Consider the following 25730-nt stretch of genomic DNA (forward strand, 5'->3'; position numbering starts at 1 on the left):
CCGCTCAGGCGGTGTGGGTGAGCGTGGCGGCCACCCCGGTCGCCCCGGCCAGCACCAGCACCTCCACTGCGGCCCACACCAGCACCGGGAGCCGCCCTGCCCGCAGCCGGGACCGGGTGATGCCACCGAGCGCGGCGGCGACCGCGAGCAACACGACCTTGGTGGCCACGACCGCGCCGTAGGCGGTCGTGACCAGCTCGACGGGTGCGGAGAGCCGTGCGGTGGCGGCCAGCGCCCCGGACACCCCCAACGCCACCACGGCGCCGAGCGCGAGCCGGGAGAACCGCGGCAGCGCGACCGCGAGCACGTCCGTGTCGCGAGCGGTGACCAGCACCGCGCCCAGCCCGCCGAGCCACAGCAGCGCCGCCGCGACGTGCACGACGACCGCGGGCACCGCGAACCAGGCGACCGTGGACGCCGCGGTGTGCCCGGTCGCCACCGGGGCCGCCGCTGCGACGACGACCAGCACCAGCGCGAGCGCGGCGGGCCCCGGCCCGGTGCCCGGCCGCGCGGGCCGCGACCCGGCGACCCCGGCCAACGCCAGCGCCGCGGCCACCGCGACGAGCTGACCGGTCCCGGCGCGGGGCCCGGTCAGGAACTCCAGCACGTCCGGTCCGCGGACCTCGGTGAGCCTCCGACCGGACACCAGCGCGCCGCGGACGAACGTCTCCGCCACCAGCACGGCCGACCACAGCGGGGCGGCGGCGGTCAGCACCCGGTCGGCACCCGGCGTCCGGCCGGGGGCGAGCAGCACGGCCAGTGCCGCCCCCGCCGCGACGACTGCGAGGAGGTCGGCCGCGGCCCGTGCCAGGGTCTGCGCGAGGTCCGCGGCGACCCCGTCCGGCCCGATCCCGCGGGTGACCACGGCGACGACGACCGCAGCCCCGAGCAGCACGGCACCCCACCCGGCGACGGCCGGAGCGGGCTCGCGCACCCGGCCGCCCGGCGTCCCGGCGCCACCGTCGCCCGGCACACCGTCGCCCGGCACACCGTCTGGCGGGATGCCGTCGGCCGGGACGCCGTCGCCGTGGACGGAACCGGCGATGGTCAGCCCCGCGACCGGCGCAGCGCGAACGCCGCCCCGGCCCCGATCACCACGACGGCCGCCACGCCCCACGGCCAGACCGGCGGGCCGCCGTCGTCGGCCGCGGTGGGGACGGTCTGCGGCGCGGCCTCGGGCTCGGCGGCGGTCGCAGCCGCGGAGGTGCGCCCCGGGGTCGCGGCGGCCGCGCCCGGCCCGGGGGAGGTGAGGGTGAACGGCACCGTGCCCGAGACGGGGTGGCCGTCGTCGGAGACCACCCGGTAGGTGATCGTGTAGCCGCCGGCCGCACCGAGCGGGCGCAGCGGCACGGTGAGGGTGGCGCCGTCGCCGGTGGCGGGGCCCGCCGCGTAGTCGGTGCCGCCGGGGCCGGTCACCGAGACGGTGGCGTCGGCGGCCGCGATCTCCTCGGAGAAGGTCAGCGACACCGATGTCGGCGCGGTGCCGACCTGCGCGTTCGCGGCGGGACTGCTGGACTCGAGCTCGGTGTGCGCCCAGGCCGGCGAGGCCCCGACGAGGAGGGCGAGCAGCACGGCGGGGAGGGCGACCGCGAGGCGGCGGAGTACGGGGCTCACGCCGGGTTGGTCGTCGCGCGGTCGGCGCGGGTTCCGGAGGTCACCCGCACGGAGCAGCCGTCAGCGCCAGGACGGGAGCCACAGCTCGGCCTGCCAGTGCGCCGCGGTGATCGGGTCACCGACCAGGATCGGCCACAGCCACACGAAGTTGACCCCGATCAGCGCCACCCACGTCGCGACGACGAGCAACCCGTTCCGCCGCCGGCGTGCGCTCATCCGGGAGTGGCCCAGCATCTGCCCCATCGCCAGCACGACGCCCAGGACCAGGAACGGCACCACCGGCATCATGTAGAAGAAGTACATCTGCCGGTCGAGGTTGAGGAACCACGGGAGGAACCCGGCGCCGTAGCCGACGAGCACCGCCGTCCAGCGCCAGTCGACCCGGGTCACCGCCCGCCACAGCCCCCACAGCAGCACCGGGATCGCCGGCCACCACAGCGCCGGGGTGCCGATCAGCATGACCGCCGAGACGCACTCGGTCTCCCCGCAGCCGGTGGCGTCGTCGGCGTAGCGGTAGAGCATCGGGCGCAGCCCCATCGGCCACGTCCAGGGCTTCGACTCCCAGGGGTGCGCCCCCGCGGACCGGGTCGTCAGGTTCTCGTGGAAGGCCAGGGCCTGGCCGTGGTAGTACCAGAGCGAGCGGAGCGCGTCGGGCACCCAGGCGAACGCGCCGCCGGTCCCGATCTCCCGGCCGACCTGGTGCCGGTCGATCCCGGTCTCGCTGCCGAACCACGCCCACCAGGACCCGACGTAGGTCAGCACCGGGATCAGCACGAGCGCCCACAGCGCAGGGGCGACGTCGCGGACCATCGTGCCCACCCACGGACGGGCGACCCCCGCACGGCGGCGCACCGACACGTCCCACAGCACACAGAGCAGCCCGAACGCGGCGACGTAGTAGGCGCCGTTCCACTTCACCGCCGACGCCAGGCCGAGCGAGACGCCCGCGGCGAGCCGCCACCAGCGCACCCCCCACCGCGGGCCCCAGACGGTCTCGGCGACCCGCCCCTCGGCGACGACCCGCGCCATCCGGGAGCGGACGTCGTCGCGGTCGGCGAGCAGCGCGGCGAACGCGGCCACCACGAACAGCGCGGAGAAGACGTCGAGCATCCCCATCCGCGACTGCACGTGCGACAGCCCGTCCGCGCACAGCAGCAGCCCCGCCAGCCCACCGAGCGCGGTCGAGCGGGTCAGTCGACGGCCTGCGCGGACGACCAGCAGGACCGTGAGCACCCCGGCCAGCGCGGCCGAGACCCGCCAGCCGACGCCGTCGTAGCCGAACACCATCTGACCCAGCGCGATCAGCTGTTTCGCCAGCGGTGGGTGGACGATCTTCTCGTAGCCGGGGTTGCTCTCCACCCCGCCGTTGCGGACCATGTCCCACGCCTGCGGGACGTAGTGCTTCTCGTCGAAGACGGGCGTCCCGCGGTCGGTGGGCTCGCCGAGGTCGTAGAAGCGCAGCAGCGCCGCGACCAGCACGACCCCCGCGGTGACCAGCCATCCACGCAGCCGGTCCGACGGCGGCGGCGCACCGAGCCGCGCGGCCGGGCCGGGATCGGCGCGGCGCAGCGTGGGCGGGGTGCCCCGCGGGATCAGGCCGGGCTCGGGTGCCGCTCCGGCGACCCGGCTCCCGGGATCGGCGCTCGTGGTGGCCATCGCGTCCGATCGTAGGCTGGCCCGCGTGACTCCCGCCCCCGACTCCACGCCCGACACGGCCCCGACGACCGGTCGTCTGGTCCTGGCCGCGACCCCGCTGGGCGATCCGCGGGACGCGTCGCCGCGGCTGCGGGAGCTCATCGCCACCGCGGACGTGATCGCCGCCGAGGACACCCGCCGGTTCCGGCACCTCGCCGCGGCGCTGCCGGTCACCTACACGGGCCGGATCGTGAGCCACTACGACGCCGTCGAGGCCGAGCGGCTGCCCGGCCTGCTGTCCGCGGTCCGCGACGGCGCCACCGTGCTCGTCGTCTCCGACGCCGGGATGCCCGCGGTCTCCGATCCCGGATACCGGCTGGTCGCCGCGGCCGCCGCCGAGGACCTGCCGGTCACCTGCGCCCCCGGACCGTCCGCGGTGACGACGGCGCTGGTGCTGTCCGGGCTGCCGTGCGAGCGGTTCTGCTTCGACGGCTTCCCCCCGCGGCGCTCCGGTGAGCGCCGGCGCTGGCTGGAGACCCTGCGCGACGAGCGCCGTGCGGTGGTGTTCTTCGAGTCGCCGCGGCGCACCGCGGACACCCTCGCCGACGCCGTCGCGGTGCTGGGCGCCGACCGCCGCGCCGCGGTCTGCCGGGAGCTGACCAAGACCCACGAGCAGGTCGTCCGCGGCACGCTGGGCGAGCTGCACGAGTGGGCGGTCTCCGGGGACGTGCTCGGTGAGGTGACCGTGGTGCTGGCCGGTGCCGAGGCCCGCGAGGCCCCGCCGGTGGAGTCCCTGGTCGACGCCGTGCGCGAGCGCACCGACGACGGCGAGCGCCTCAAGGACGCCGTGGCCGCCGTGGCGGAGGCCGCGGGGGTGCCCAAGCGCGACCTCTACAACGCCACCCTCGCCGCACGGGACTGACGCCGCACCCCGCGGGCGGCCGTCGCACCCGTCGCGGCCGGTGCGAGGACGCCCGTCCGGGGTGCGCCGGCGGGCCGGGACGGGCGCGCCGTCAGGCGGTCGCGGGCGTGCGCGTCGGGAGCGCCCGCATGACGGGCTCGACGCAGCGCGCGGCGATCGGGCCCAGCACCGCCATGATCAGCACGTACGCCGTGGCCAGCGCGGACAGCTCGGCGGGCACGGCGGCGTAGCCGACGGCGAGCCCGGCGATGACGATGGAGAACTCCCCGCGCGCGATCAGTGCCGCCCCGGCGCGCGCCCGGCCCATCCGGCCGATCCGCGCCCGCTTCGCCGCCCACCAGCCCGTGGCGTACTTGGTCGCGGTGGTCGAGACGACGAGCACCAGCGCCCAGCCGAGCACCGGCGGGATCGCCCGCGGGTCGGTCGAGAGCCCGAACACCACGAAGAACACCGCGGCGAACAGGTCGCGCAGCGGCTCCAGCAGCTTGGTGGCGTTCTCCGCGGTGGACCCGGAGATCGCGATGCCCAGCAGGAACGCCCCGACCGCGGCGGAGACCTGCATGGCCTGGGCGAACCCGGCGACGAGCAGCGCGGCACCGAGCACCTTGAGCAGGAAGACCTCGCGGTCGTCGGAGTCGACGACCGCCGAGACGTAGCGGCCGTAGCGCAGCGCGACGACGAGCACCACCGAGATCACCGCGAGCGACACCGCGACCGCACCGACCCCGCCCCACAGCGTCACGCCGAGCAGCAGCGCGGTGAGGATCGGCAGGTACAGCGCCATGACGAGGTCCTCGAACACGAGCACCGACAGCACCACCGGCGTCTCCCGGTTGCCGAGCCTGCCCAGGTCGGACAGGACCTTCGCGACGATCCCGGAGGAGGAGATGTAGGTGACTCCGCCCAGCACCATCGCCCCGACCGCGCCCCACCCCAGGACCAGCGCGACCGCGACGCCGGGTGCCGCGTTGAGCACGATGTCGACGATCCCCGCGGTCCAGGACCGGCGCAGCCCGGTGACGAGCTCGACCGCGGAGTACTCCAGCCCGAGCAGCAGGAGCAACAGCACGACGCCGACCTCGCCTGCCAGCGAGGTGAAGTCGCCGATGTCGCCCAGCGGGACGACCCCGCCCGCCCCGAACGCGAGTCCGCCGAGCAGGTAGAGCGGGATGGGGGACAGACCGATCCGCTGGGCGAGCCTGCCGAGCAGTCCGAGCCCGAAGAAGACGGCGCCGAGTTCGAGCAGTTCGAGTGCGGTGTGGTCCACGGCTACCGGGGCGGCCTCAGCCGCGCGCGAGGATGTCGGCGGCCTGCTCCAGCTTCTCGGCCGTCCCGACGGCGATCACGATGTCCCCGGCCGCCAGCACGTGGGCCGGCGTCGGCGACGGGATCACCTGGCCCGCGCGCATGATCGCGACGACCGAGACCTGGGTGCGGGTGCGCAGCGCGGTGTCGCCGAGCGGACGGCCGTCGAACGGGCTGTTGAGCTTGATCGGCATCTTGCGGGTGGTGATGCCCGGCAGGTCCGCGTGCTCGTCCTTGAGCTGGTTGACCAGCTGCGGGGCGCCGAGCAGGTTCGCCAGTGCGCCCGCCTCCTCGGTGGTCAGCGGCAGCTCCGCGACGCAGGCGTCCGGGTCGTCGGCACGGGAGAGGATCAGGTCGATCTTCCCGTCGCGGTGCGCGATGACCCCGACCCGGCGGCCGCTGCGCAGCTCGATCTCCTTCCGCACCCCGATCCCGGGCAGCGGCGTCACGTCGACGTTCACCCCCGCAACGGTACGCCGCGCACGCCTGCCGGTGGAAACACGCTCGTGACCGGCACCGCCGAATGAGCGGGTCCGGCCGGGGGTAGCCGGAGACCATGCCTTCGGACCTGCCCCCGCACGTGATCGTGCTGTTCGGCGCCACCGGCGACCTGGCGAAGCGCAAGCTCTTCCCGGGCCTGCTCCACCTGCGCAACGAGGGACTGCTGCCCGAGGACTTCCGGGTGATCGGGTCCGGGCGGCACTCGCCCGGTTCCGACGACGAGTTCCGCGACCGCATCCGCGACGCCCTGCCCGACGACACCGGCTGGGACGCGTTCGCCCCGCGGCTGAGCTTCGTCGTCTCCGACGCCGAGGACGGTGCCGACCTGGCCGACGCCGTGCGCGCCGCGGAGAAGGAGCTCGGCGGCGACGACGCCGACGTGCGCCGGCTCGTCTACCTCTCCGTCCCGCCGGCCGCGATGACCCCGATGGTCGCGATGCTCGGGGAGACCGGGATCGCCGAGCGCTCCCGGCTGGTGCTGGAGAAGCCGTTCGGCACCGACCTGGAGTCGGCCCGGGAGCTCAACGCGGGCCTCAAGGAGGTCTACGACGAGCAGGACATCTTCCGCATCGACCACTTCCTGGGCAAGGAGTCGCTGCAGAACGTGCTCGCCCTGCGCTTCGCCAACGGCCTGTTCGAGCCGGTGTGGAACCGGCAGAACATCCGCTACGTGCAGATCGACGTGCCCGAGGAGATCGGGATCGAGGGCCGGGCGTCGTTCATGGAGTCCACCGGCACGTTCCGGGACATGATCTCCACCCACCTGTTCCAGATCCTGGGCTTCGTGGCGCTGGAGCCGCCGTACGAGATCGCGCCGGACGCGCTGCACGCGGAGAAGGCGAAGGTCTTCCACTCGATCCGCCCGCTCGACCCGTCGCGGGTGGTGTTCGGCCAGTACGCCTCCTACCGCGACGAGGAGGGCGTCGCCGACGACTCGACCGCCGAGACCTTCGTCGCGCTGGAGACCTACGTGGACAACTGGCGCTGGTTCGGGGTCCCGTTCTTCCTGCGCACCGGGAAGCGGATGGGGGCGACCCGGCGCACCGTCACCATCGGTTTCGACGAGCCGGCGCTGACGATGTTCCCGGGCGGCTCGTTCACCGGCGCCGCCACCGGCAGCGCGCCGACCGAGCTGGTCGTCGAGCTGGCCGACCAGGTCACCGCCGAGCTCGACGTGCGGGCGAAGGTCCCCGGCCCGGAGCTGAAGGTCGGACGCGGGCGGATGCGGCTCGACCTCGACGGGATCGGCGACCCCGACGACGCGCTGGAGGCCTACGAGCGGCTGCTCCTGGACGTCATGAAGGGCGACCGCACGCTGTTCACCTCGACCGAGGAGGTCGAGCGGCTCTGGGAGCTGTGCGACCCGGTGCTCGCCGACCCGCCGCGGACGCAGACCTACGCCGACGGGTCCTGGGGCCCGCAGGACGCGCTCGACCTGCCCGGCCCGCGCGGCTGGCGGGTGCCGGAGTGAGCCCCACCCGTTCCGACGACTACCTGCCGATCGCCGAGCACGGCATCGTCGGGGACCTGCGTTCGGCGGCGCTGGTCGGCACCGACGGCACGGTCGACTGGTTCTGCCCCGGCCGGTTCGACGCACCCAGCGTGTTCGCCTCGCTGCTCGACGCCGGCCGCGGTGGGCACTGGCGGCTCGCGCCGTGCGTCGACGGGACCGAGCTCGCCAGCCAGCAGCAGTTCTACTACCCCGACTCCAACATCCTCATCACCCGCTTCCTCACCTCCGACGGCATCGTCGAGGTGCAGGACTTCATGTCGTTGCTGGGCCCGCACGACCCGGACCACCGCCAGCGCCTGGTCCGCCGGGTCACCGGCGTCCGCGGCTCGGTGCCGATGACGGTCGAGGTCGTGCCCCGGCCCGACTACGCCCGGGAGACACCGAAGGTGGAGACCGCCGGGGCGGGCATCCGGTTCACCGGCAGCGGCGTGACGCTGGACCTGACGTCGTCGGTGGAGCTGGAGGTCACCGACCACGCGGCGGGCGCGGAGTTCCGCACCGCCGAGGGCCGCACCGAGGTGTTCGTGCTGGAGGTCGACGCGACCGACGAGCCCACGGCCTGCGACGACGCCGCGGAGGAGCTGTTCACCGGGACGGTCGCGTTCTGGAAGGACTGGCTGGCGCACTCGTCGTACACGGGGCGGTGGCGCGAACGGGTGCACCGCTCGGCGCTCACCCTGAAGCTGCTCACCCACGAGCCGACCGGGGCGGTGATCGCGTCGCCGACGATGGGGCTGCCCGAGCAGCTCGGCGGCGAGCGCAACTGGGACTACCGCTACGTGTGGATGCGCGACGCCGCGTTCACCCTCTACGCCCTGCTGCGGCTCGGGTTCACCGAGGAGGCCGGGGCGTTCATCGGGTGGCTGTCCGGGCGGTTCGGCTCCACCCGCGACGGTGAGCAGGGCCCGCTGCGCGTGATGTACACGATCGACGGCGACGAGACCCCCGACGAGGTGGAGCTCGACCACCTCGAGGGCTACCGCGGCTCGCGCCCGGTGCTGGCCGGCAACGGCGCGTCCGCGCAGCTGCAGCTCGACATCTACGGCGAGATCATCGACTCGGTCTACCTCTACGACAAGTACGGCGACGGCGTCGGTCACGCGGACTGGTCCCACCTGTGCACGATCCTGGACTGGCTGCGCGAGCACTGGGACTCACCCGACGAGGGGATCTGGGAGACCCGGGCGGGACGCCAGGACCACGTGTTCTCCCGGCTGATGTGCTGGGTCGCGGTCGAGCGGATGATCCGGATGGCGCGCCGGCGGGGACTGCCCGGCGACGTGGGGGCCTGGACCACCACCCGCGACGAGATCTACCACCAGATCATGGACCGCGGCTGGGACCCGGACGTGGGACCGCGCGGGTCGTTCGTGCAGCGCTACGGCGCCCGCACGCTGGACGCGTCGGTCCTGCTCATGCCGATGGTGAAGTTCTGCGCACCCACCGAACCGCGGTTCCTCGCCACCCTGGACGCGATCAACGACGACCTCGTGGTCGACACCCTGGTGTTCCGCTATGACGTCGAGGACTCGCCCGACGGCCTCGACGGCGAGGAGGGGACGTTCTCGATGTGCTCGTTCTGGAACGTCGAGGCGATGACCAGGGCCGGGTGGCTGGAGCAGGCCCGGATCGCGCTGGAGAAGATGTTCTCCTACGGCAACCACCTGGGCCTCTACGCCGAGGAGATCGGCCTGACCGGGGAGCAGCTGGGCAACTTCCCGCAGGCGTTCACGCACCTGTCGCTGATCAGCTCGGCGATCAACCTGGACCGGGCGCTGGGGTGAGGCTCAGCGGGTGAACAGGCACGCCTCGTAGAGCCGGGCCCCGTGCTCCAGGGCCTGCTCCCGGGTGACCGGGCTCTCCGGGTCCAGCCAGGCGAGCACGGTCTCGCCCATCCCACCGAGGCAGAAGTGCCCGGCGACGCGCAGGTCGTCGGGCTCGATCCGGCTGTCGGCGGCGCCGGCGACCATGAGTTCGGCGAAGCCGCGGTTGGCGCTGCGCCGGCGCGCCACCAGCTCCGGGCAGCCGACCGCGTCGATCAGCGCGACCACCCGTCGCGGGTCGCGGTCGACGTCGTCGAACCACGCGGTGCGGGCGGCCCGGATCTGGGCGGCCGGGTTCGGGGCCGCCGACTGCACCGCGGCCATCGTGGCGGCGGCGCGCTCGTCGACGACGTGGTCGAACACCGCACACCCGAGCTCGACGCCCGAGGCGAACTCCGCCGCGGCCGAGGCGGGCAGCCCGGCCCGCTCCGCGGCGGCTCCGGGGTCGACGGCGGACCAGCCGCCGTCCACCCACTGCTGCAGGGCCGCGTCGAGGAGGGCCTCGCGGTCCCGTTCACCCCGCTCCATGGGCGTCACTATGGCACCGGCCGGGCGGGTGGCCCCGGTTTCCGGGCCCTATCACCATCTTTGGTGATGTGCCGCCGCAGAAGGCGTTGGCGGCGATGAATACGCTGGAGGGCATGAGCAAAGCCGTGCTGACCGCCGTGGCGTGGCCCTACGCCAACGGCCCCCGGCACATCGGCCACGTGTCCGGCTTCGGTGTGCCCTCCGACGTGTTCGCCCGGTACCGGCGGATGGCGGGGGACCGGGTGCTGATGGTGTCCGGCACCGACGAGCACGGCACCCCGATCCAGGTCCAGGCCGACGCCGAGGGGCTGACCCCGCGCCAGCTCGCCGACAAGTACAACGACGTGATCACCGACGACCTGCAGGGTCTCGGGCTGAGCTACGACCTGTTCACCCGCACCACGACGTCGAACCACTACCGCGTGGTGCAGGACATGTTCACCGCGCTGTACAAGAACGGCTACGTCGTCCCGAAGACCCAGCTGGGCGCGATCAGCCCGTCCACCGGCCGCACGCTGCCCGACCGCTACATCGAGGGCACCTGCCCGATCTGCGGCTACGACGGCGCCCGCGGCGACCAGTGCGACAACTGCGGCAACCAGCTCGACCCGGCCGACCTCAAGAACCCGCGCTCGCGGATCAACGGGGAGACCCCGAAGTTCGTCGAGACCGAGCACTTCTTCCTCGACCTGCCCGCCTTCTCCGAGGCGCTCGGCAGCTGGCTGTCGACCCGCACCGACTGGCGGCCCAACGTGCTCAGGTTCTCCGCGAACCTGGTGGAGAACCTCAAGCCGCGCGCCATCACGCGGGACCTGGAGTGGGGCGTGCCCGTCCCGCTCGACGTCTGGTCGGACAACCCGCTCAAGAAGATCTACGTCTGGTTCGACGCCGTCATCGGCTACCTGTCCGCCTCGGTGGAGTGGGCCCGCCGCGGCCCGGACCCGGACGCGTGGAAGCAGTGGTGGACCGACCCGGCCGCCGAGGCCTTCTACTTCATGGGCAAGGACAACATCACCTTCCACTCGGTGATGTGGCCGGCGATCCTGCTCGGGCAGAACGGCGCGGGCGACCGCGGCGGCGAGCCCGGGCCCTACGGGACGCTGGACCTGCCCAGCGAGGTCGTGTCCTCGGAGTACCTGACGATGAGCGGGTCGAAGTTCTCGACCAGCCGCGGGACCGTGATCTACGTCGGGGACTTCCTGCGCGAGTTCGGTCCGGACGCATTGCGCTACCACATCGCCGTCGCCGGGCCGGAGAGCCAGGACGTCGACTTCACCTGGGACGAGTTCGTCCGCCGGGTCAACTTCGAACTGGCCAACGAGTGGGGCAACCTGGTCAACCGCTCCATCTCGATGGCCCACAAGAACGTGGGTGCGATCCCGACCCCGACGGCGCCCCGGCAGGCCGACGCCGAGCTGCTCGCGTACTCCCGGGCCGGGTTCGACACCGTCGGCGGGCTGCTCGCCCGGAACCGGTTCAAGCAGGCCGCGGGCGAGGCGATGCGCGTGGTCACCGCGGCGAACCGGTACCTGTCCGACCAGGAGCCGTGGAAGCGCAAGGACGACCCGGAGCGCCGGGACACGATCCTGCACACCGCGCTGCAGGTCGTGCAGGACGCCAACACGCTGCTCACCCCGTTCCTGCCGCACGCCGCGCAGAAGGTGCACGAGGCGCTCGGCGGCACCGGGGTGTGGGCCGCGCAGCCGGAGAAGACGACCGTCGACGACCTCGGCGACGGCCCCGCCTACCCGGTCCTCACCGGTGACTACGCGGCCGAGCAGGCCCACTGGGGCTCCTCGCCGATCGAGGTGGGGCGTCCGCTGGCCAAGCCGTCGCCGATCATCGCCAAGCTCGCGCCCGAGCTGGGGGAGACCGGGCCGGAGTGGGCCCCGGTCCAGAAGTGAGCTCCGCGACGGGCGGGGACGCGGACCGGCCACCGGCGGGCCGGCGTCCCCGCCCCGAGCCGCCCGAACCGCTCGCCGCACCCACGATCGACAGCCACACCCACCTCGACGCCTGCGGCTGCGAGACCGACGCCGACGTCGTCGCCGCGATGGACCGGGCAGCGGCGGTCGGCGTCGTCGGCGCGGTCACCGTCGCCGACGACCTCGACGGCGCCCGGTCCGCGGTCCGGGCCGCGCACGCCGACGACCGGGTGTGGGCGGCCGTCGCGCTGCACCCCACCCGGACGGCGCGGGTCACCGCCGGAGATCTCGCCGAGATCGAGCGGCTGGCCGCCGACGAGCGTGTCGTGTCGATCGGCGAGACCGGCCTGGACTACTACTGGGACCACAGCCCGCCCGCCGCGCAGCAGGACGCGTTCCGCTGGCACATCGGGCTGGCCAAGCGCACCGGCAAGCCGCTGATGATCCACGACCGGGACGCCCACACCGACGTCCTGCGGATCCTGCGCGAGGAGGGCGCCCCGGAGACGGTGGTCTTCCACTGCTTCTCCGGGGACGCCGCGATGGCGCGGGAGTGCGCCGACGCCGGGTACGTCCTGTCCTTCGCCGGCCCGGTCACCTTCAAGCGCAACGACGAGCTGCGCGCCGCGGCGGCCCTCGTCCCCGCCGGTCAGTACCTCGTGGAGACCGACGCGCCGTTCCTCACCCCGCACCCGCACCGCGGCCGGGCCAACGAGCCCTACGTGCTGCCGTGGACCGTGCGCGGGGTCGCCGCGACCCGCGGGGAGCCCGAGGCACTGGTCGCCGAGACGGCCCGCCGCAACGCCGAACGGATCTTCCGGCTGCGCACGACCGATTGACGCCGTCCGCCGTGATGAGCGGCGGGGTTGTCGTCACTCACCGTCGATCCCCGGCCGCTCGTCGCCACGCGCGCGTCGGACACGCTGCTCCGGGTCACGGTCCGCTAACGTCCGTCGTCGTACCCGCCGGGACGGGGTCGCTCCCCCGACCCGCGGGACGACGACCGGTCCGCTCCCCAGCGACGGTTCCGCTCCCCGGCACCGCGCCGGTCGTCGTTCCCGCAGGTCATGACTCCTTCCCGGACAGCCGAGACCCCGGGAAGTCATGTCTTCGCGTCACGCCGCACCGCTCGCCGACGACGAGCTCACGCGACCGCTCCCCGCCGTCGCGCCCGCCGGTCTCGCCGGCGACGAGGCCGGGTTCGTCACCTACGAGGGCCGTCACCGCCCGGCCGCCGCCCGCTCCCGGGCCGGGGTCCGGACCGCCGCCGCGGCCGCGCTGTTCTCGGTCCCGACCGGTGGGCTCGCCGCCGCGGTGCTCTCCGCCCCCGCCGAGCAGCCCGCCCAGGAGCTCCATGCGGGGCTCGCCGCGAACGCCACCGATCTCGGCACGGCGTCGATGAACCTCGACCGGGCGTCCTCCCCGGCGTCGTTCGCCCCGGTCACCGCCCCGACCACCGGCTCGGACATCGTGAACGCCCAGATCGTCGAGTCCCAGAAGCTCCCGGTGCCGGAGCAGGAGGTGCAGGACCCGTCGCTCGACGAGGGCACCCGCACCGTCGTCGACCCGGGCCGCGAGGGCGCCCGCAGCATCATCTGGCGGGTCACCTACGACCAGGGCCGCGAGGTCGCCCGCGAGCGCATCGGCGCCGGTCAGGACACCCCGGCCCTGCCGCGCGTGGTGAAGGTCGGCACCAAGAAGAAGGTCGAGGAGATCGTCGAGAAGGCCGGCGCGAAGGCGACGTCCTCGGCGCCCGCCGTCTCCAACGGCGCGACCTGGGACAAGCTCGCCAAGTGCGAGTCCGGCGGGAACTGGAGCATCAACACCGGCAACGGCTACCAGGGCGGGCTGCAGTTCAACAAGCAGACCTGGCAGGCCTACGGCGGCGGGCAGTACGCCCCGACCGCGGACAAGGCCTCCCGCGAGGAGCAGATCGCGGTCGCCGAGAAGGTCAAGGACGACCGCGGCGGGTACAGCGCCTGGCCGTCCTGCTCGTCCAAGCTCGGCCTGAGCTGATCCCGCACGCATCCCGCCCGGGGTGCCCCGCGAGAATGGTTCCGTGAGCGACCACGGGACCGACGGCGGCCGGAGCCGCAGCATCGACGCCGACGGCGACCGGAGCACCACCACCGCACGCCTGCTGGGCCCGGCCGACGTCCGGGTGCTGGCCGAGCGGCTCGGTCTGCGTCCCACCAAGAAGCTCGGGCAGAACTTCGTCCACGACGCCAACACGGTCCGCCGGATCGTGAAGTCCGCCGGCGTCGACGGTGACGACGTGGTCCTCGAGGTCGGCCCCGGGCTGGGCTCGCTCACCCTGGCGCTGCTGCCGGTCGCGGCCCGGGTGCACGTCGTCGAGATCGACCCGGTGCTGGCGGGGCTGCTGCCCGAGACCGTCGCCGAGCGTGCCCCCGGGCTGGCCGGTCGCCTCACCGTGACCGGGGCCGACGCCATGCGGGTCGGCGCGGACCGGCTGGCGGCCGACGCCGGGCCCGGGGCGTCGCCGCCCACCGCGATCGTCGCGAACCTGCCCTACAACGTCGCGGTGCCGGTGATCCTGCACCTGCTCGCCGAGCTGCCGTCGCTGCGGACCGGGCTGGTCATGGTGCAGGCCGAGGTCGCCGACCGGCTCGCCGCGGGACCCGGCTCGCGCGAGTACGGCGCCCCCAGCGCCAAGCTCGCCTGGTACGCGGCGGCCCGCCGCGCCGGGCCGGTGCCGCGCGCGGTGTTCTGGCCGGTCCCCGGCGTCGACTCCGGACTGCTGGCCTTCACCCGGCACGACCCGCCCGCCGACGCCGACCGGGCGGCGACCTTCGCGGTCGTCGACGCGGCGTTCGCCCAGCGTCGCAAGGTGCTGCGCGGGGCGCTGTCGGGCTGGGCGGGTTCGGCCGCGGCGGCCGAGCAGGCCCTGCGCGCCGCCGGCGTCGACCCGACCGCGCGCGCGGAGACCCTCGCGGTGTCCGACTTCGCCCGGATCGCCCGGAACCGCCCGGCAGGGGACCCTCCCGCCTGAACCGACCGGCCCCGGGGCAGCGCATGATGGCGTGGTGACACGGTCGAGGGAACAGGTGGTCAGCGCCGACGGGACGAGCCCGTGGCCCGCGTTGTGGGCCCTGGTGATCGGGTTCTTCATGATCCTGGTCGACGCCACGATCGTCACCGTCGCGACGCCCGCGCTGCTGACGTCGCTGGACGCCGACGTCAACTCCGTGGTCTGGGTGACCAGCGCCTACCTGCTCGCCTATGTCGTCCCGCTGCTGGTCACCGGCCGGCTGGGGGACCGGTTCGGGCCCAAGCGCGTCTATCTCTGCGGGCTCGCGGTGTTCACCCTGGCCTCGCTGTGGTGCGGGCTCACGTCGACCGTCGGCGCCCTGATCGTCGCGCGGATCGCCCAGGGTCTCGGCGCCGCGATGATGACGCCGCAGACCATGGCCGTCATCACCCGGACCTTCCCGGCGGCCCAGCGCGGACGCGCGATGAGCCTGTGGGGCGCCGTCGCCGGCGTCGCGACCCTCACCGGGCCGATCGTCGGCGGGCTCCTCGTCGGCGGCCTCGGCTGGGAGTGGATCTTCTTCGTGAACGTGCCGGTCGGGGTGATCGCCTTCGTCGCCGCCTGGCGGCTGGTCCCCTCGCTCGAGACCTCGCGCCGCCGGTTCGACGTGGTCGGCGTGGTGTTGTCCGCCGTGGGCATGTTCCTGCTGGTCTTCGGAATCCAGGAGGGGCAGAAGTTCGGCTGGAGCGTCGGCATCTGGGCGCTGATCGGCAGCGGGGTCGTCGTGCTGGTCGCGTTCGTGTGGTGGCAGCGGGTCACCACCAGCGAGCCGCTGGTCACGCTGCGTCTGTTCCGAGACCGGAACTTCTCGCTGGCCAACATCGCGATCTGCACCGTCGGCTTCGCGATCACCGCGCAGGGCTTCCCGCTGATGATCTACGCGCAGAGCGTGCGCGGCTTCAGCCCCACCGAGGCGGCACTGCTGCTCGCACCGCTGGCGATCTTCTCCGGCGCACTCGCCCCGTACACCGGGCGGTTGACCGACCGTGTCCACCCGCGGCTGATCGGCGGATTCGGGATGTCGACGTTCGTCATCGCGCTGGTCTGGCTGGCGGGGGTGATGGGCCCGGACACCCCGGTCTGGCAGCTGCTGCTGCCGCTCACCCTGCTCGGGATCTCCAACTCCTGCGTCTGGGCGCCGATCTCCACCAGCGCCACCCGCAACCTGCCGATGGACCAGGCCGGATCCGGGTCGGGCGTCTACAACACGACCCGTCAGGTCGGCGCGGTGCTCGGCAGCGCGGGCATCGCGGTGCTCATGGAGTCGCGGATCGCCGCGCTCGTCCCGGGCGCGTCGACGACCGGCGGTTCCCCGGAGGTCGCCGCGGCCGGCGGGCCTCTGCCCGAGGCGCTGCGCGATCCCTTCGCGACGGCGATGGCCCAGTCGATGCTGCTGCCCGCGGCCGTGCTGGTCATCGGTGTCGTGGCCGTCGCCTGCTTCGCGACGCCGCGCCACCTGTCCGAGCGCCGCGCCGCCGCCGCGGAGCGTGCTGTCTCGGAGGACTCCCTCACCCGGTAGGCGCAGGCAGCACCGTCGTGCCACTCGCCGGGAACGGGCGTCGGCGTGGGCCGGGCGTCGGTCCTACCGGGTGCCGGTCGTACGGATTCGCTTACCCGGTAAGCGAGTTCGCACGAGAGGCGGTGTCGGTGTCGGCGGCGTCAGGTGGGGCGGTGGCCGGCCTCCCGGTTGTCGCGGGTGCCGGTCGTACGGATTCGCTTACCCGGTAAGCGAGTTCGCACGAGAGGCGGTGTCGGTGTCGGCAGCGTCAGGTGGGGCGGCGGTGGCCGGCCTCCCGGTCGTCGCGGGTGCCGGTCCTCCGAGTTCGCTTACCGGGTAAGCGAGTTCGCCGGAAAGGGGTGCTCGTGGCGGGCCGGCCCGCCCCTGCCGCCGGGTCGGGGGCGCGTCGCCCGGAACCGGTGAGCCCGGCCACCCCGAGCGCCGGGCGGCGGCGGTCCGTCCCGTGCTGCCCGTAGGGTTGAGCAGTGCTGTCCGCCGTGCCGCGACCGGTCACCGTCCGGGTTCCCGCGAAGATCAACCTGCACCTCGCCGTGGGCGGGGTGCGGCCGGACGGCTTCCACGACCTGGTGACGGTCTTCCACGCCGTCAGCCTGTTCGACGAGATCTCGGTCGAGCCGGCGCAGGAGCCCGCGTTGGAGGTGCACGGCGACGGCGTGGCCGAGGTGCCGCTGGACGCCACCAACCTGGCCTGGCGGGCGGTCGAGCTGCTCGCGGAGCGGGCCGGGCGCGCCCCGGACGTGCGGGTGACCCTGCGCAAGGGCATCCCGGTCGCGGCCGGGATGGCGGGCGGCTCCGCCGACGCTGCGGGCACGCTCGTCGCGCTGTCGTCGCTGTGGCGGCTGGAGCTGGGCCGCGACGATCTCTCCGAGCTGGCCGCCGAGCTCGGATCGGACGTCACGTTCGGTCTGCACGGCGGCACCGCGCTCGGCACCGGCCGTGGCGAGAAGATCATCCCGGTGCTCGCCCGGCACCGGCTGCACTGGGTGATCGCGCTGGCCCGCGGTGGGCTGTCCACCCCGGCGGTGTTCGCCGAGCTGGACCGGCTGCGCGGCGACGGCCCGATCACCGAGCGGCCGGTCGAGCCCGTCCTGGAGGCACTGTCCTCGGGTGACCCGCGCCGGCTCGCGCTGAACCTGGGCAACGACCTGCAGGTCGCCGCCGTCTCGATGGCCCCGGACCTGCGCCGCACCCTGCGCGCCGGGGTCAACGCCGGAGCGCTCGCCGGTCTGGTGTCCGGCTCCGGGCCGACGTGCGCGTTCCTGTGCGCCGACGCCGACTCCGCCGTCGAGGTGGCGACCGAGCTCGCCGGCATGGGGGTGTGCCGCACGGTGCGGGTCGCCCACGGCCCGGCCGGCGGCGCCCGCATCGTCGACACCTCGGAGACGGGCGGCGACCACCCCCCCGACCGCGGCGGCCCCTCGAGCTCCGGCTCATGGCCCCCGGTCCGTGCCTGACCTTCCCGACGGTGGAGACGTAGTTGCCCGAGAACCTGCTCAACCTGGAGAACGTCACCGCACACGTGCCCGGTGACGCCTCCCGCGTCCTGCTCGACGGCGTCTCGCTCGGCGTCGAGCGCGGCGACCGGATCGGCGTCGTCGGCCTCAACGGCGGCGGGAAGTCGACCCTGCTCGACGTGATCACCGGCGACCGCCCGGTCGAGGGCGGCCGGGTCAGCCGCCTCGGCGGCCTGCGGATGGCGCACCTGGTGCAGCACGACCGCTCCCCCGCCGGGTCGACGGTGCGTGACATCGTCCTCGCCGAGTACGGCGCCGACCACGAGTGGGCCGCCGACGCCCGGGTCCGCGACGTCCTCGACGGGCTCGCCATCTCCGACATCGAGCGGCCCACCGACGGCCTGTCCGGTGGCGAGAAGCGCCGGGTCGCGCTCGCCGCGGCGCTGATCGGGGAGCTCGACCTCGTCGTCCTCGACGAGCCGACCAACCACCTCGACGTCGAGGGCATCGGCTGGCTCGCGACGCACCTGACGTCGCGGCGGATCGCACTCGTCGTCGTCACCCACGACCGCTGGTTCCTCGACACCGTCTGCACCCGCACCTGGGAGGTCGCGAACGGCCGGGTCGAGTCCTACACCGGTGGCTACGCCGACTGGGTCTACGCCCGCGCCGAGCGCGGCAGGCAGGCCGACGCCGCCGAGCAGCGCCGCCGCAACCTGGCCCGCAAGGAGCTGGCCTGGCTGCGCCGCGGCCCGCCCGCCCGGACGTCGAAGCCCCGGTACCGGATCGAGGCCGCCGAGGCCCTGATCGCCGACGTGCCCGCGCCGCGCGACACCGTCGAGCTGATGGCGTTCGCGACGAACCGGCTCGGCCGCACCGTGCTGGAGCTGGAGGACGTGACCGTCTCCGTCGCCGGGCGCACCCTGCTCGACGGCGTGACCTGGCGGCTCGGCCCGGGCGACCGGGTCGGCATCGTCGGGATCAACGGCTCCGGCAAGACGACGCTGCTGCGCGCACTGTCCGGGGAACGCGCGCTCGACTCGGGCAGGCGCATCCAGGGCAGCACCGTGAAGATGGCGCAGCTGTCCCAGGAGCTCGTCGACTTGCCCGCCGAGATGCGCGTGCTGGAGGCCACCGAGGCCGTCGCCAAGTACGTGCGGTTCGGCAAGCAGGAGATGACCGCGTCGCAGGTGCTGGAGCGGCTCGGCTTCCCCGCGGCCCGCCAGTGGACCCCGGTCGGACGCCTGTCCGGTGGCGAGCGCCGGCGGCTGCAGCTGACCCGGCTGCTGATGGACGAGCCCAACGTCCTGCTGCTCGACGAGCCCACCAACGACCTCGACGTCGACACCCTCGCCGGGCTGGAGGACCTCCTCGACGGCTGGCCGGGCACTCTGGTGGTCGTCAGCCACGACCGGTACCTCACCGAGCGTGTCTGTGACCAGGTCGTCGCCCTGTTCGGCGACGGCCGCCTCACCCACCTGCCCGGCGGGATCGGCGAGTACCTGACCCGCCGCGCCGCCATGGGCCGTGGGCCGGCCGGGGCCGCACCGACCGCGCCGGTGCCGGCGGGAGCGCCCGTCGCGCAGGCGGCCGGGCCGAAGGCGAGCGCCGCGGAACAGCGGGCCGCCCGCAAGGACGCCCAGCGCCTGGAGCGGCGGATGGGGCAGCTCACCGCGCAGGAGGAGAAGCTGCACGCCAAGCTCGCCGAGGCCGCGACCGAGCCCGGCCGGCTGATGGAGCTGGACCGGGAGCTGAAGGCCGTCGTCGCCGAGCGCGAGAGCGTCGAGCTGGAGTGGCTCGAGGCCGCCGAGCGCGCCGAGGGGTGAGGGGTCTCTCCTACCCTGGTAGGAGAGACCCCGGGTAAGAGATCGGTAGTTCGACCGATCCGCGGCCCCTGGCGCGCCGATACCGTCGTACTCGCGTCACGGCGGGCTGGGGAGCCTCGCCGGAGGCGCGGGGGGATGGACGGGCCGGTTCCGTCGCCACGGTCGGGGGGTGGCGACGGGACCGGGCCCGTGCCGACACCACCCGCAGCCCAGGGTCCGCGGCCGTCGCCGCGATGCCACGGTTCTCTGCCGCCGCCTCTCTGCCGCCGACGCGGTGCCACAGCCGTGCCAGCGCCGTGCCAGGGCCGTGTCAGCGCCCGGGCGCACGCTCGGCGGCATGAACACTCCCGCAATCGAGGTCGACGGCCTGGTCCGGACCTTCGGTGAGGTCCGCGCCGTCGACGGGATCTCCTTCTCCGCCGGGCGCGGACAGGTCCTGGGCCTGCTCGGCCCCAACGGCTCCGGCAAGACGACGACCGTCCGCATGCTGGCCACGCTGCTCCCGCCGTCGGCCGGCCGGGCCGCGGTGCTCGGCCGCGACGTCGTCGGCGACGCCGCCGGGGTCCGCTCCCTGATCGGCCTCACCGGCCAGTACGCCGCCGTCGACGAGGCCCTGACCGGCCGCGACAACCTCTACCTGATCGGCAGGCTGCTCGACCTGCCACGGTCGGCCGCCCGGGCCCGCGCCGCCGAGCTGATCGACCGCTTCGGGCTCACCGACGCCGCCGGGCGCCGCGCTGGCACCTACTCCGGCGGCATGCGCCGCCGGCTCGACCTGGCAGCGAGCCTCGTCGGACGCCCCGAGGTGCTGTTCCTCGACGAGCCCACCACCGGGCTGGACCCGCTGCACCGCAACGAGGTCTGGGACGCCGTGCGGCGACTCGCCGAGGACGGTGTCACCGTCCTGCTCACCACCCAGTACCTGGAGGAGGCCGACCAGCTCGCGCACGACCTCGTCGTCCTGGACCAGGGGCGGGTCATCGCCTCCGGCACGGCCGCCCAGCTGAAGTCCCGGGCCGGCGGCCGGCGCCTGCACGTCCGCGCCGAGCTGCCACGCGAGGTGCCGCTGGTCGCCGCCGTCGTCGCCCAGGAGACCGGCGCCGAGCCGACGGTCGAGCCGTCCGGGGAGGTCACCGCGGCCGTTGCCGACCACGGCGCGCTGCGCCGCACCGAGGACCGGCTGGTCGCCGAGGGCGTCGCCGTCGCCGAGATCGGCCTGCGGCTCCCCAGCCTCGACGACGTCTTCCTCTCCCTCACCGGCCACGCGGCCGAGACCACCTCCGGAGGCCCCCGATGACCGCCACCCTCGACACCCCGCCCACCACCCCGAGCTCCGGCCGGGCGTCCACCTCGGCCCCGCTGCTGCCCTCGACGCTGAGGCACGGGCTGTCGCTGGCCCGCCGCGGGATCGTGAAGACGATCCACTCGCCGGAGGCACTGATCGACGTCACCCTGCAGCCGGTGATCTTCCTGCTGCTGTTCGTCTACGTCTTCGGCGGCGCGATCGCCGGCAACAGCACGGAGTACCTGCACTACGCCCTGCCCGGTGTGCTGCTCCAGACGGTGGTGTTCGCTTCCGCGGGCACCGGCGTGGGATTGGCCGAGGACCTCAAGACCGGGATCTTCGACCGTTTCCGCAGCCTGCCGATCTCCCGCGCCGCCCCACTGGTCGGCGCGATCGGCGCGGACCTCGTCCGCTACCTGACCTCGGGGGTGATCATGCTGGCGTTCGGGTTCGCGCTCGGCTACCGCACCCCGGCGGGTCCGCTCGGGATTCTCGCCGCGTTCGGGCTGGTCGTCGCGTTCGCGTTCGGCCTCTGCTGGGTGTTCACCGCACTCGCGATGGTCGTGAAGCAGCCCCGCTCGGTGCAGGGGCTGTCCGCGCTGATCATGCTGCCGCTGACCTTCGCCAGCTCGGTGTTCGTCCCGACGCAGACGATGCCCGGCTGGCTGCAGGGCTTCGTCGCGGTCAACCCGGTCTCGCGGACCGCGGACGCCGTGCGAGCCCTGCTCGACGGCGCGCCGGCGGGAGGCGCGGCGACGGTGTCGCTGCTGACCTCCGCGGGCCTGGTCGTGGTCTTCGCGCCGCTGGCCGTGGCGCTCTACCGGCGCCGCACCTGAGCGCTCACGGCACCGGGGGCGCGTCCCGGCTCCAGGCCCGGCCACGGTCGACCGCAGCGTCGGCCGCGGCCGGGCCCAGCCGCGCGCGGACCCCCTCCAGCGTCGCGACGACCTCGGGCAGCCCCAGGTGCAGCGCCCCACGGCGGGCCAGGGCGACGCCGAGCAGCTCACCGGCCCGCTCCGCGTCCCCCGCGTCCAGGGCCCACCGGGCGGAGGTCTCGGCGACCACGCCGAGGACCGGCCCGTCGTCGGCGGCGACGGCGGCCTTCCCGGCATGCTCCAGCCGCTCGCGGGCCTCGTCCGGGCGGCCGAGGGCCATCAGTGCCGACGCGATGAGCGTGTGGGTCGCGGCCTCCCGCTGGAACCGTCCGGGACCGGGCAGGACCGGCACGTCGCACTCGCGGAGCAGCTCCAGGGCCCCGTCCGGGTTCCCGAGCCGCAGCTCGACCTCGGCCCGTCCCCACCGCAGGGCGAAGCTCGCCCGGAGGTCGTCGGGGATGTCCTGGGCGAAGGCCAGGCGCAGGTGCTCGCGGGCCACGATCTCGTCGCCGCGGCGGGCGGCGAGCCGGGCCAGCTGCAGGTTGAACTGCGGGACGTCGTCGGCGTTGCCGAGCTCCGCGGACAGCGCCACCGCCGCGGACCAGGCCCGGCGAGCGGCATCGGTGTCCCCGGCGTAGTCCTCCAGCTCGCCGAGTGCGAACGTCGTCATCCCGAGCCCGAAGCGGTCCCCGGCCCGGGCGAACAGGTCGCGTGCGGCCCGCAGCCGGACTCGCTGCACCCCGAGGTCGCCGGCGTTCTCGGCGTGCGCGGCGATGATCTGCGACGCCGCCGCCCGCAGCCAGGTGTCGCCGTCGCCGTCGGCGATGGCCGCGAGTGCGGAGCGGTCCCCCTCGCCGAACAGCAGCCCGGTGGGCGGGGCGAGCTCGACCACCGGGTGCCGTGGTTCGGGCAGCTCCGGCCACAGCGCGACGACGGCGTCCAGCTCCGCCTGGGCGGCACCCTGATCGTCGCCGAACCCGATGTGGACCATCGCGCGGATCGTGCGGGTGACCGCGACCGCGGCGGCCGGCGCTGCCGCCGGGACCGTCGCGACCCGGTCGGACCAGGGCTTCAGCGAGCCGAGGTCGCCGCGGACCATCCAGCTCCAGGCCAGGGCCGCGAACAACCGGTGCGCCCGGGGGCCGTCGCCGGCGTCGACGGCGCGGTCCAGCGCGCGGACGGCCTCGCCCTCCACCCGCCGCACGACGGCGAGCTGGTCGAGCTGGTCACCGCCGCGCAGCCGCGGCTCCCCGGGCTCCAGCACCGCGAGCAGGTGGTCGGCGTGCGCCGCGGTCACGGCGTCGTGGTCCGGCGCGTCGGCCAGCCGCGCGGCCGCGTACTCGCGGATCGTCTCCAGCATCCGGTAGCGGGTCGCACCGTCCTCCGCCCCGTCCACGGGGACGACCAGCGACTTCTCCACCAGCGCCGGGAGCAGGTCGAACGCGTCGTCGCCGCAGACGGCCTCGACGGTGGCGGCGTCGACCGGGCCGGCGAACACCCCGAACCGGGTCGCGAGCGCACGCTCGGCGGGGGAGAGCAGGTCCCAGCTCCAGTCGACGACCGCCCGCAGCGTCTGGTGGCGGGGCAGCACGGTCCGGGCACCGGAGACCAGCAACCGGAAGCGGTCGGCGAGCCGGTCGGCGATCTCGGCCGGGCTCATGCTGCGCACCCGGGCCGCCGCGAGCTCGATGGGCAGCGGCTGACCGTCGAGACGACGGCAGATCTCGGCGACGGCCGGGGCGTGGTCGGCCGGGTCGAAGTCCGGCCGGACGGCGACGGCGCGCTCGGCGAACAGCCGCGTCGCCTGCGCCGGATCCAGCGACCCGAGCGGGTGCAGGACCTCGCCCGGTACGCCGAGGGGCTCCCGGCTGGTCGTCAGCACCCGCAGCCCGGGAAGCCGGGCGAGCAGCTCGTGGACCAGGCCCGCGACGTCGTCGACCAGGTGCTCGCAGTTGTCCAGCAGCAGCACCAGCTCGCGACCGGTCAGCGCGGACACCAACCGCGCCAGGGCGTCCGGCCCGTCCCGGTCCGCGACCGACAGCTCCGGCCCGCCGACGGCGTGCAGCGCGGCCGGAACGACCTGGTCACCGCCGGTCAGCGCGGCCAGCTCGACCACGGCGACGGCCGGGCCGACGTCGCGGACGGCCTCCTGCGACAGGCGGGTCTTCCCGGCCCCGCCCGGCCCGACCACGGTGACCAGCCGCGCCGAGCCGAGCAGCGACCGTACCCGGGCCAGGTCCGTCTCGCGGCCGACGAACGAGGTGAGCGCCACCGGCCGGGGCCGGTCCGGCGGGGGAGCCGGTCGCCGTACGGGGATCGCGGTGGCGGGCGGGTCGTCGCGCAGCAGCTCGGTGCGGGTCCGCAGCAGCTCCGGGCCCGGGTCGACGCCGAGCTCCTCGGCCAGCGCGGCCCGGGTCCGGTCCAGCACGGCCAGCGCGTCGGCCCGCCGCCCGGACCCGTGCAGCCCGCGGGCGAGCGCGACGGCGGTGGTCTCCCGCAGCGGCTGCTCGGCGAGGACCGCGGTCAGCGCGTCCAGACCCGCGGTGGGGGTCCCTGCCGCGAGCCCGCGGGCGGCCAGCTCCTCGGCGGCGCCCGCGCGGGCGTCTGCGAGCCGGGTGGCGGCCGGCCCGGTGAACGCGAGCCCGTTCAGCCCGCCCAGCGGCGGACCGTGCCACAGGCCCAGGGCCTCGGTGAGCAGGGCGCCGGCGCGGCCGTCGTCGGGTTCGGCCGCCGCGGCCCGGCGGAGCGCGGCGAACCGCAGCGCGTCGACCTCGTCCGGGTCGACGGCGAGCAGGTAGCCGCCGGTCGCGGTCCGCACCCGCTCGGCGCCGATCGCGCGGCGCAGCCGGGTCGCCAGTGACTGGAGCGCGTTCGCCGTCGACGGTGGGTCGTCGCCCCACAGCGCGTCGACCAGCGTCGCGGTGTCGACGGGGTGCCCGGCGTCGAGCGCGAGCCGGGCGAGCAGACCCCGTACCCGGGCGCCGGCGGGCAGCAGATCACGCCCGCCGGCGTCGGTGACGGAGACGGGGCCGAGCAGCCGGATCGACATCACCGGCCATTCTGCCCCGCGACGGCGACCGGGTCTCCGCCGATCGGGTCAGCTCGACCGCCGGACCACCTGCGCCAGTTCGTCGAGCTTCGTGAGGGTCTCGGACTCCGGCAGGGTCGGGAGCAGGAAGGTGACCCGCTCGACGCCCGCCTCGGCGTACCCGGCGACGACGTCGGGGTCGGGCTTCCCGCCGAACACCGTCGTCGGCACGTCCGGCTTGCCACGCTCGGCCAGGTCGGCGCGGACCCGGCGGATCTCGTCGACGGAGGTGTGGGAGCGCGGCAGCCAGGCGTCGCCGACCTCGGCGAGCCGGTTCAGCGCGGCCTCGCTCTCGCCGCCCAGGTAGATCGGCGGGGTCCGGACCGGCTTCGGCCAGCAGTACGAGCGCGCGATGTCGACGTGCTCGCCGTGGAACTCGGCCTCGTCCTCGGTCCACAGTGCCCGCAGCGCGTGGAGCTGCTCGGTCATGAGCGGCCCGCGGACCCGGGGGTCGACGCCGTGGTTGCGCATCTCCTCGCGGTTCCACCCGGCCCCGACGCCGAACAGCAGCCGCCCGCCCGACACCAGGTCCAGGCTCGCGGTCTGCTTGGCGGTGTGGATGACGTCGCGCTGGGGCAGCAGCGCGATGCCGGTCCCGAGGAGCAGGTCGGTGGTCGTCCCGGCCATCGCGGTGAGCGCGACGAACGGGTCGAGCGTGCGGTAGTAGACCCGCGGCAGGTCACCGCCGCCGGGGTAGGGGGACTCGCGGCTGGTGGGGATGTGCGAGTGCTCGGCGAGGAACACCGAGTCGAAGCCGCGCTCCTCCAGCGCACGGCCCAGCGGTCCGGGGCGGATGCCCTCGTCGGTCACGAACGTGGCGATGCCGAACTTCATGACCGCGGGTACCCGCCCGGCGCGGCCCGCACGC

20 protein-coding genes are annotated in these 25730 nt (G+C 74.6%); 12 read left to right on the plus strand and 8 right to left on the minus strand.

What is annotated here, in order from left to right:
* Positions 1-4: 4 nt before the first annotated feature.
* The 3 genes from Ae331Ps2_RS14060 to Ae331Ps2_RS14070 all read right to left on the minus strand — a co-directional run bounded on the left by Ae331Ps2_RS14060 (position 5) and on the right by Ae331Ps2_RS14070 (position 3270).
* Complete coding sequence (locus Ae331Ps2_RS14060) at positions 5-973, minus strand: CopD family protein (protein ID WP_158071444.1); 969 nt, start codon at positions 971-973, stop codon at positions 5-7.
* Positions 974-1047: 74 nt separating this feature from the next.
* Positions 1048-1614 carry a copper resistance CopC family protein gene (locus Ae331Ps2_RS14065; protein ID WP_075308400.1) on the minus strand — a complete coding sequence of 189 codons (567 nt, stop codon included), beginning with the start codon at positions 1612-1614 and terminating at the stop codon, positions 1048-1050.
* A 60-nt stretch (positions 1615-1674) separates the two neighbouring features.
* Entirely contained in the window at positions 1675-3270 is a 1596-nt protein-coding gene (locus tag Ae331Ps2_RS14070) for a dolichyl-phosphate-mannose--protein mannosyltransferase (protein WP_075308398.1), read from the minus strand.
* Positions 3271-3295: 25 nt separating this feature from the next.
* Between Ae331Ps2_RS14070 and rsmI the strand changes: the two genes are divergently transcribed.
* The gene (gene rsmI / locus Ae331Ps2_RS14075) at positions 3296-4171 is read left to right on the plus strand and encodes a 16S rRNA (cytidine(1402)-2'-O)-methyltransferase (protein WP_075308396.1); all 876 of its coding nucleotides are present in this window, start codon (positions 3296-3298) and stop codon (positions 4169-4171) included.
* 91 nt (positions 4172-4262) lie between these two features.
* On the opposite strand, the gene Ae331Ps2_RS14080 is transcribed toward rsmI, so the two are convergent.
* A complete protein-coding gene (locus Ae331Ps2_RS14080) occupies positions 4263-5438 on the minus strand; it encodes a cation:proton antiporter (RefSeq protein WP_075308394.1) in 1176 nt (391 codons plus the stop codon).
* 16 nt (positions 5439-5454) lie between these two features.
* Positions 5455-5937: a cation:proton antiporter regulatory subunit gene (locus tag Ae331Ps2_RS14085; protein ID WP_075308392.1), complete on the minus strand. Its 483-nt coding sequence runs from the start codon at positions 5935-5937 to the stop codon at positions 5455-5457.
* A gap of 95 nt (positions 5938-6032) precedes the next feature.
* On the opposite strand from Ae331Ps2_RS14085, the gene zwf reads away from it, so the two are divergent.
* Positions 6033-7448: a glucose-6-phosphate dehydrogenase gene (gene zwf, locus Ae331Ps2_RS14090; RefSeq protein ID WP_075308390.1), complete on the plus strand. Its 1416-nt coding sequence runs from the start codon at positions 6033-6035 to the stop codon at positions 7446-7448.
* Entirely contained in the window at positions 7445-9274 is a 1830-nt protein-coding gene (locus Ae331Ps2_RS14095; RefSeq protein WP_075308388.1) for a glycoside hydrolase family 15 protein, read from the plus strand. The genes zwf and Ae331Ps2_RS14095 overlap by 4 nt, the downstream gene beginning before the upstream one ends.
* Positions 9275-9277: 3 nt before the next feature.
* On the opposite strand, the gene Ae331Ps2_RS14100 is transcribed toward Ae331Ps2_RS14095, so the two are convergent.
* Positions 9278-9841 (minus strand): TetR/AcrR family transcriptional regulator, encoded by a 564-nt coding sequence (locus Ae331Ps2_RS14100; RefSeq protein ID WP_075308386.1) that lies wholly within the window; start codon positions 9839-9841, stop codon positions 9278-9280.
* A 113-nt stretch (positions 9842-9954) separates the two neighbouring features.
* Between Ae331Ps2_RS14100 and metG the strand changes: the two genes are divergently transcribed.
* From metG to Ae331Ps2_RS14145, 9 genes are all read left to right on the plus strand, one after another.
* Positions 9955-11745 carry a methionine--tRNA ligase gene (metG, locus tag Ae331Ps2_RS14105; protein WP_075308385.1) on the plus strand — a complete coding sequence of 597 codons (1791 nt, stop codon included), beginning with the start codon at positions 9955-9957 and terminating at the stop codon, positions 11743-11745.
* Positions 11742-12605, plus strand: coding sequence for a TatD family hydrolase (locus Ae331Ps2_RS14110; protein WP_075308383.1), 864 nt, complete (start codon positions 11742-11744; stop codon positions 12603-12605). The genes metG and Ae331Ps2_RS14110 overlap by 4 nt, the downstream gene beginning before the upstream one ends.
* A gap of 265 nt (positions 12606-12870) precedes the next feature.
* On the plus strand, positions 12871-13782 hold the full coding sequence (locus Ae331Ps2_RS33970; protein WP_075308381.1) for a resuscitation-promoting factor: 912 nt from the start codon (positions 12871-12873) through the stop codon (positions 13780-13782).
* 121 nt (positions 13783-13903) lie between these two features.
* A complete protein-coding gene (gene rsmA / locus Ae331Ps2_RS14120; protein WP_217695651.1) occupies positions 13904-14776 on the plus strand; it encodes a 16S rRNA (adenine(1518)-N(6)/adenine(1519)-N(6))-dimethyltransferase RsmA in 873 nt (290 codons plus the stop codon).
* 34 nt (positions 14777-14810) lie between these two features.
* The gene (locus Ae331Ps2_RS14125; protein WP_233147413.1) at positions 14811-16334 is read left to right on the plus strand and encodes a DHA2 family efflux MFS transporter permease subunit; all 1524 of its coding nucleotides are present in this window, start codon (positions 14811-14813) and stop codon (positions 16332-16334) included.
* A gap of 464 nt (positions 16335-16798) precedes the next feature.
* Positions 16799-17788, plus strand: coding sequence for a 4-(cytidine 5'-diphospho)-2-C-methyl-D-erythritol kinase (locus Ae331Ps2_RS14130; RefSeq protein ID WP_075308377.1), 990 nt, complete (start codon positions 16799-16801; stop codon positions 17786-17788).
* A 23-nt stretch (positions 17789-17811) separates the two neighbouring features.
* Positions 17812-19614, plus strand: coding sequence for an ABC-F family ATP-binding cassette domain-containing protein (locus Ae331Ps2_RS14135; protein WP_075308375.1), 1803 nt, complete (start codon positions 17812-17814; stop codon positions 19612-19614).
* Between the two features lie 337 nt (positions 19615-19951).
* Positions 19952-20911: a daunorubicin resistance protein DrrA family ABC transporter ATP-binding protein gene (locus tag Ae331Ps2_RS14140; RefSeq protein ID WP_020623370.1), complete on the plus strand. Its 960-nt coding sequence runs from the start codon at positions 19952-19954 to the stop codon at positions 20909-20911.
* Positions 20908-21735, plus strand: a complete 828-nt coding sequence (locus Ae331Ps2_RS14145) for an ABC transporter permease (RefSeq protein ID WP_020623369.1) — start codon at positions 20908-20910, stop codon at positions 21733-21735. Before Ae331Ps2_RS14140 ends, Ae331Ps2_RS14145 begins: the two co-directional genes overlap by 4 nt.
* 4 nt (positions 21736-21739) lie before the next feature.
* Here the strand turns inward: Ae331Ps2_RS14145 and Ae331Ps2_RS14150 are convergent, their stop codons facing one another.
* Complete coding sequence (locus tag Ae331Ps2_RS14150) at positions 21740-24823, minus strand: BTAD domain-containing putative transcriptional regulator (protein WP_075312394.1); 3084 nt, start codon at positions 24821-24823, stop codon at positions 21740-21742.
* 48 nt (positions 24824-24871) lie between these two features.
* Positions 24872-25696: an LLM class F420-dependent oxidoreductase gene (locus Ae331Ps2_RS14155; protein ID WP_020626945.1), complete on the minus strand. Its 825-nt coding sequence runs from the start codon at positions 25694-25696 to the stop codon at positions 24872-24874.
* Positions 25697-25730 lie beyond the last annotated feature (34 nt).

Origin of the sequence: Pseudonocardia sp. Ae331_Ps2, assembly GCF_001932405.1 — a bacterium.
GTDB lineage: Bacteria > Actinomycetota > Actinomycetes > Mycobacteriales > Pseudonocardiaceae > Pseudonocardia.

Excerpts from the sequence above, each read along its gene's own strand:
- Ae331Ps2_RS14150 (WP_075312394.1), bottom strand. The coding sequence starts at position 24,823 with ATGTCGATCCGGCTGCTCGGCCCCGTCTCCGTCACCGACGCCGGCGGG.
- Ae331Ps2_RS14140 (WP_020623370.1), top strand. The coding sequence starts at position 19,952 with ATGAACACTCCCGCAATCGAGGTCGACGGCCTGGTCCGGACCTTCGGT.
- Ae331Ps2_RS14145 (WP_020623369.1), top strand. The coding sequence starts at position 20,908 with ATGACCGCCACCCTCGACACCCCGCCCACCACCCCGAGCTCCGGCCGG.
- metG (WP_075308385.1), top strand. The coding sequence starts at position 9,955 with ATGAGCAAAGCCGTGCTGACCGCCGTGGCGTGGCCCTACGCCAACGGC.
- zwf (WP_075308390.1), top strand. The coding sequence starts at position 6,033 with ATGCCTTCGGACCTGCCCCCGCACGTGATCGTGCTGTTCGGCGCCACC.
- Ae331Ps2_RS33970 (WP_075308381.1), top strand. The coding sequence starts at position 12,871 with ATGTCTTCGCGTCACGCCGCACCGCTCGCCGACGACGAGCTCACGCGA.
- Ae331Ps2_RS14100 (WP_075308386.1), bottom strand. The coding sequence starts at position 9,841 with ATGGAGCGGGGTGAACGGGACCGCGAGGCCCTCCTCGACGCGGCCCTG.
- Ae331Ps2_RS14070 (WP_075308398.1), bottom strand. The coding sequence starts at position 3,270 with ATGGCCACCACGAGCGCCGATCCCGGGAGCCGGGTCGCCGGAGCGGCA.
- Ae331Ps2_RS14155 (WP_020626945.1), bottom strand. The coding sequence starts at position 25,696 with ATGAAGTTCGGCATCGCCACGTTCGTGACCGACGAGGGCATCCGCCCC.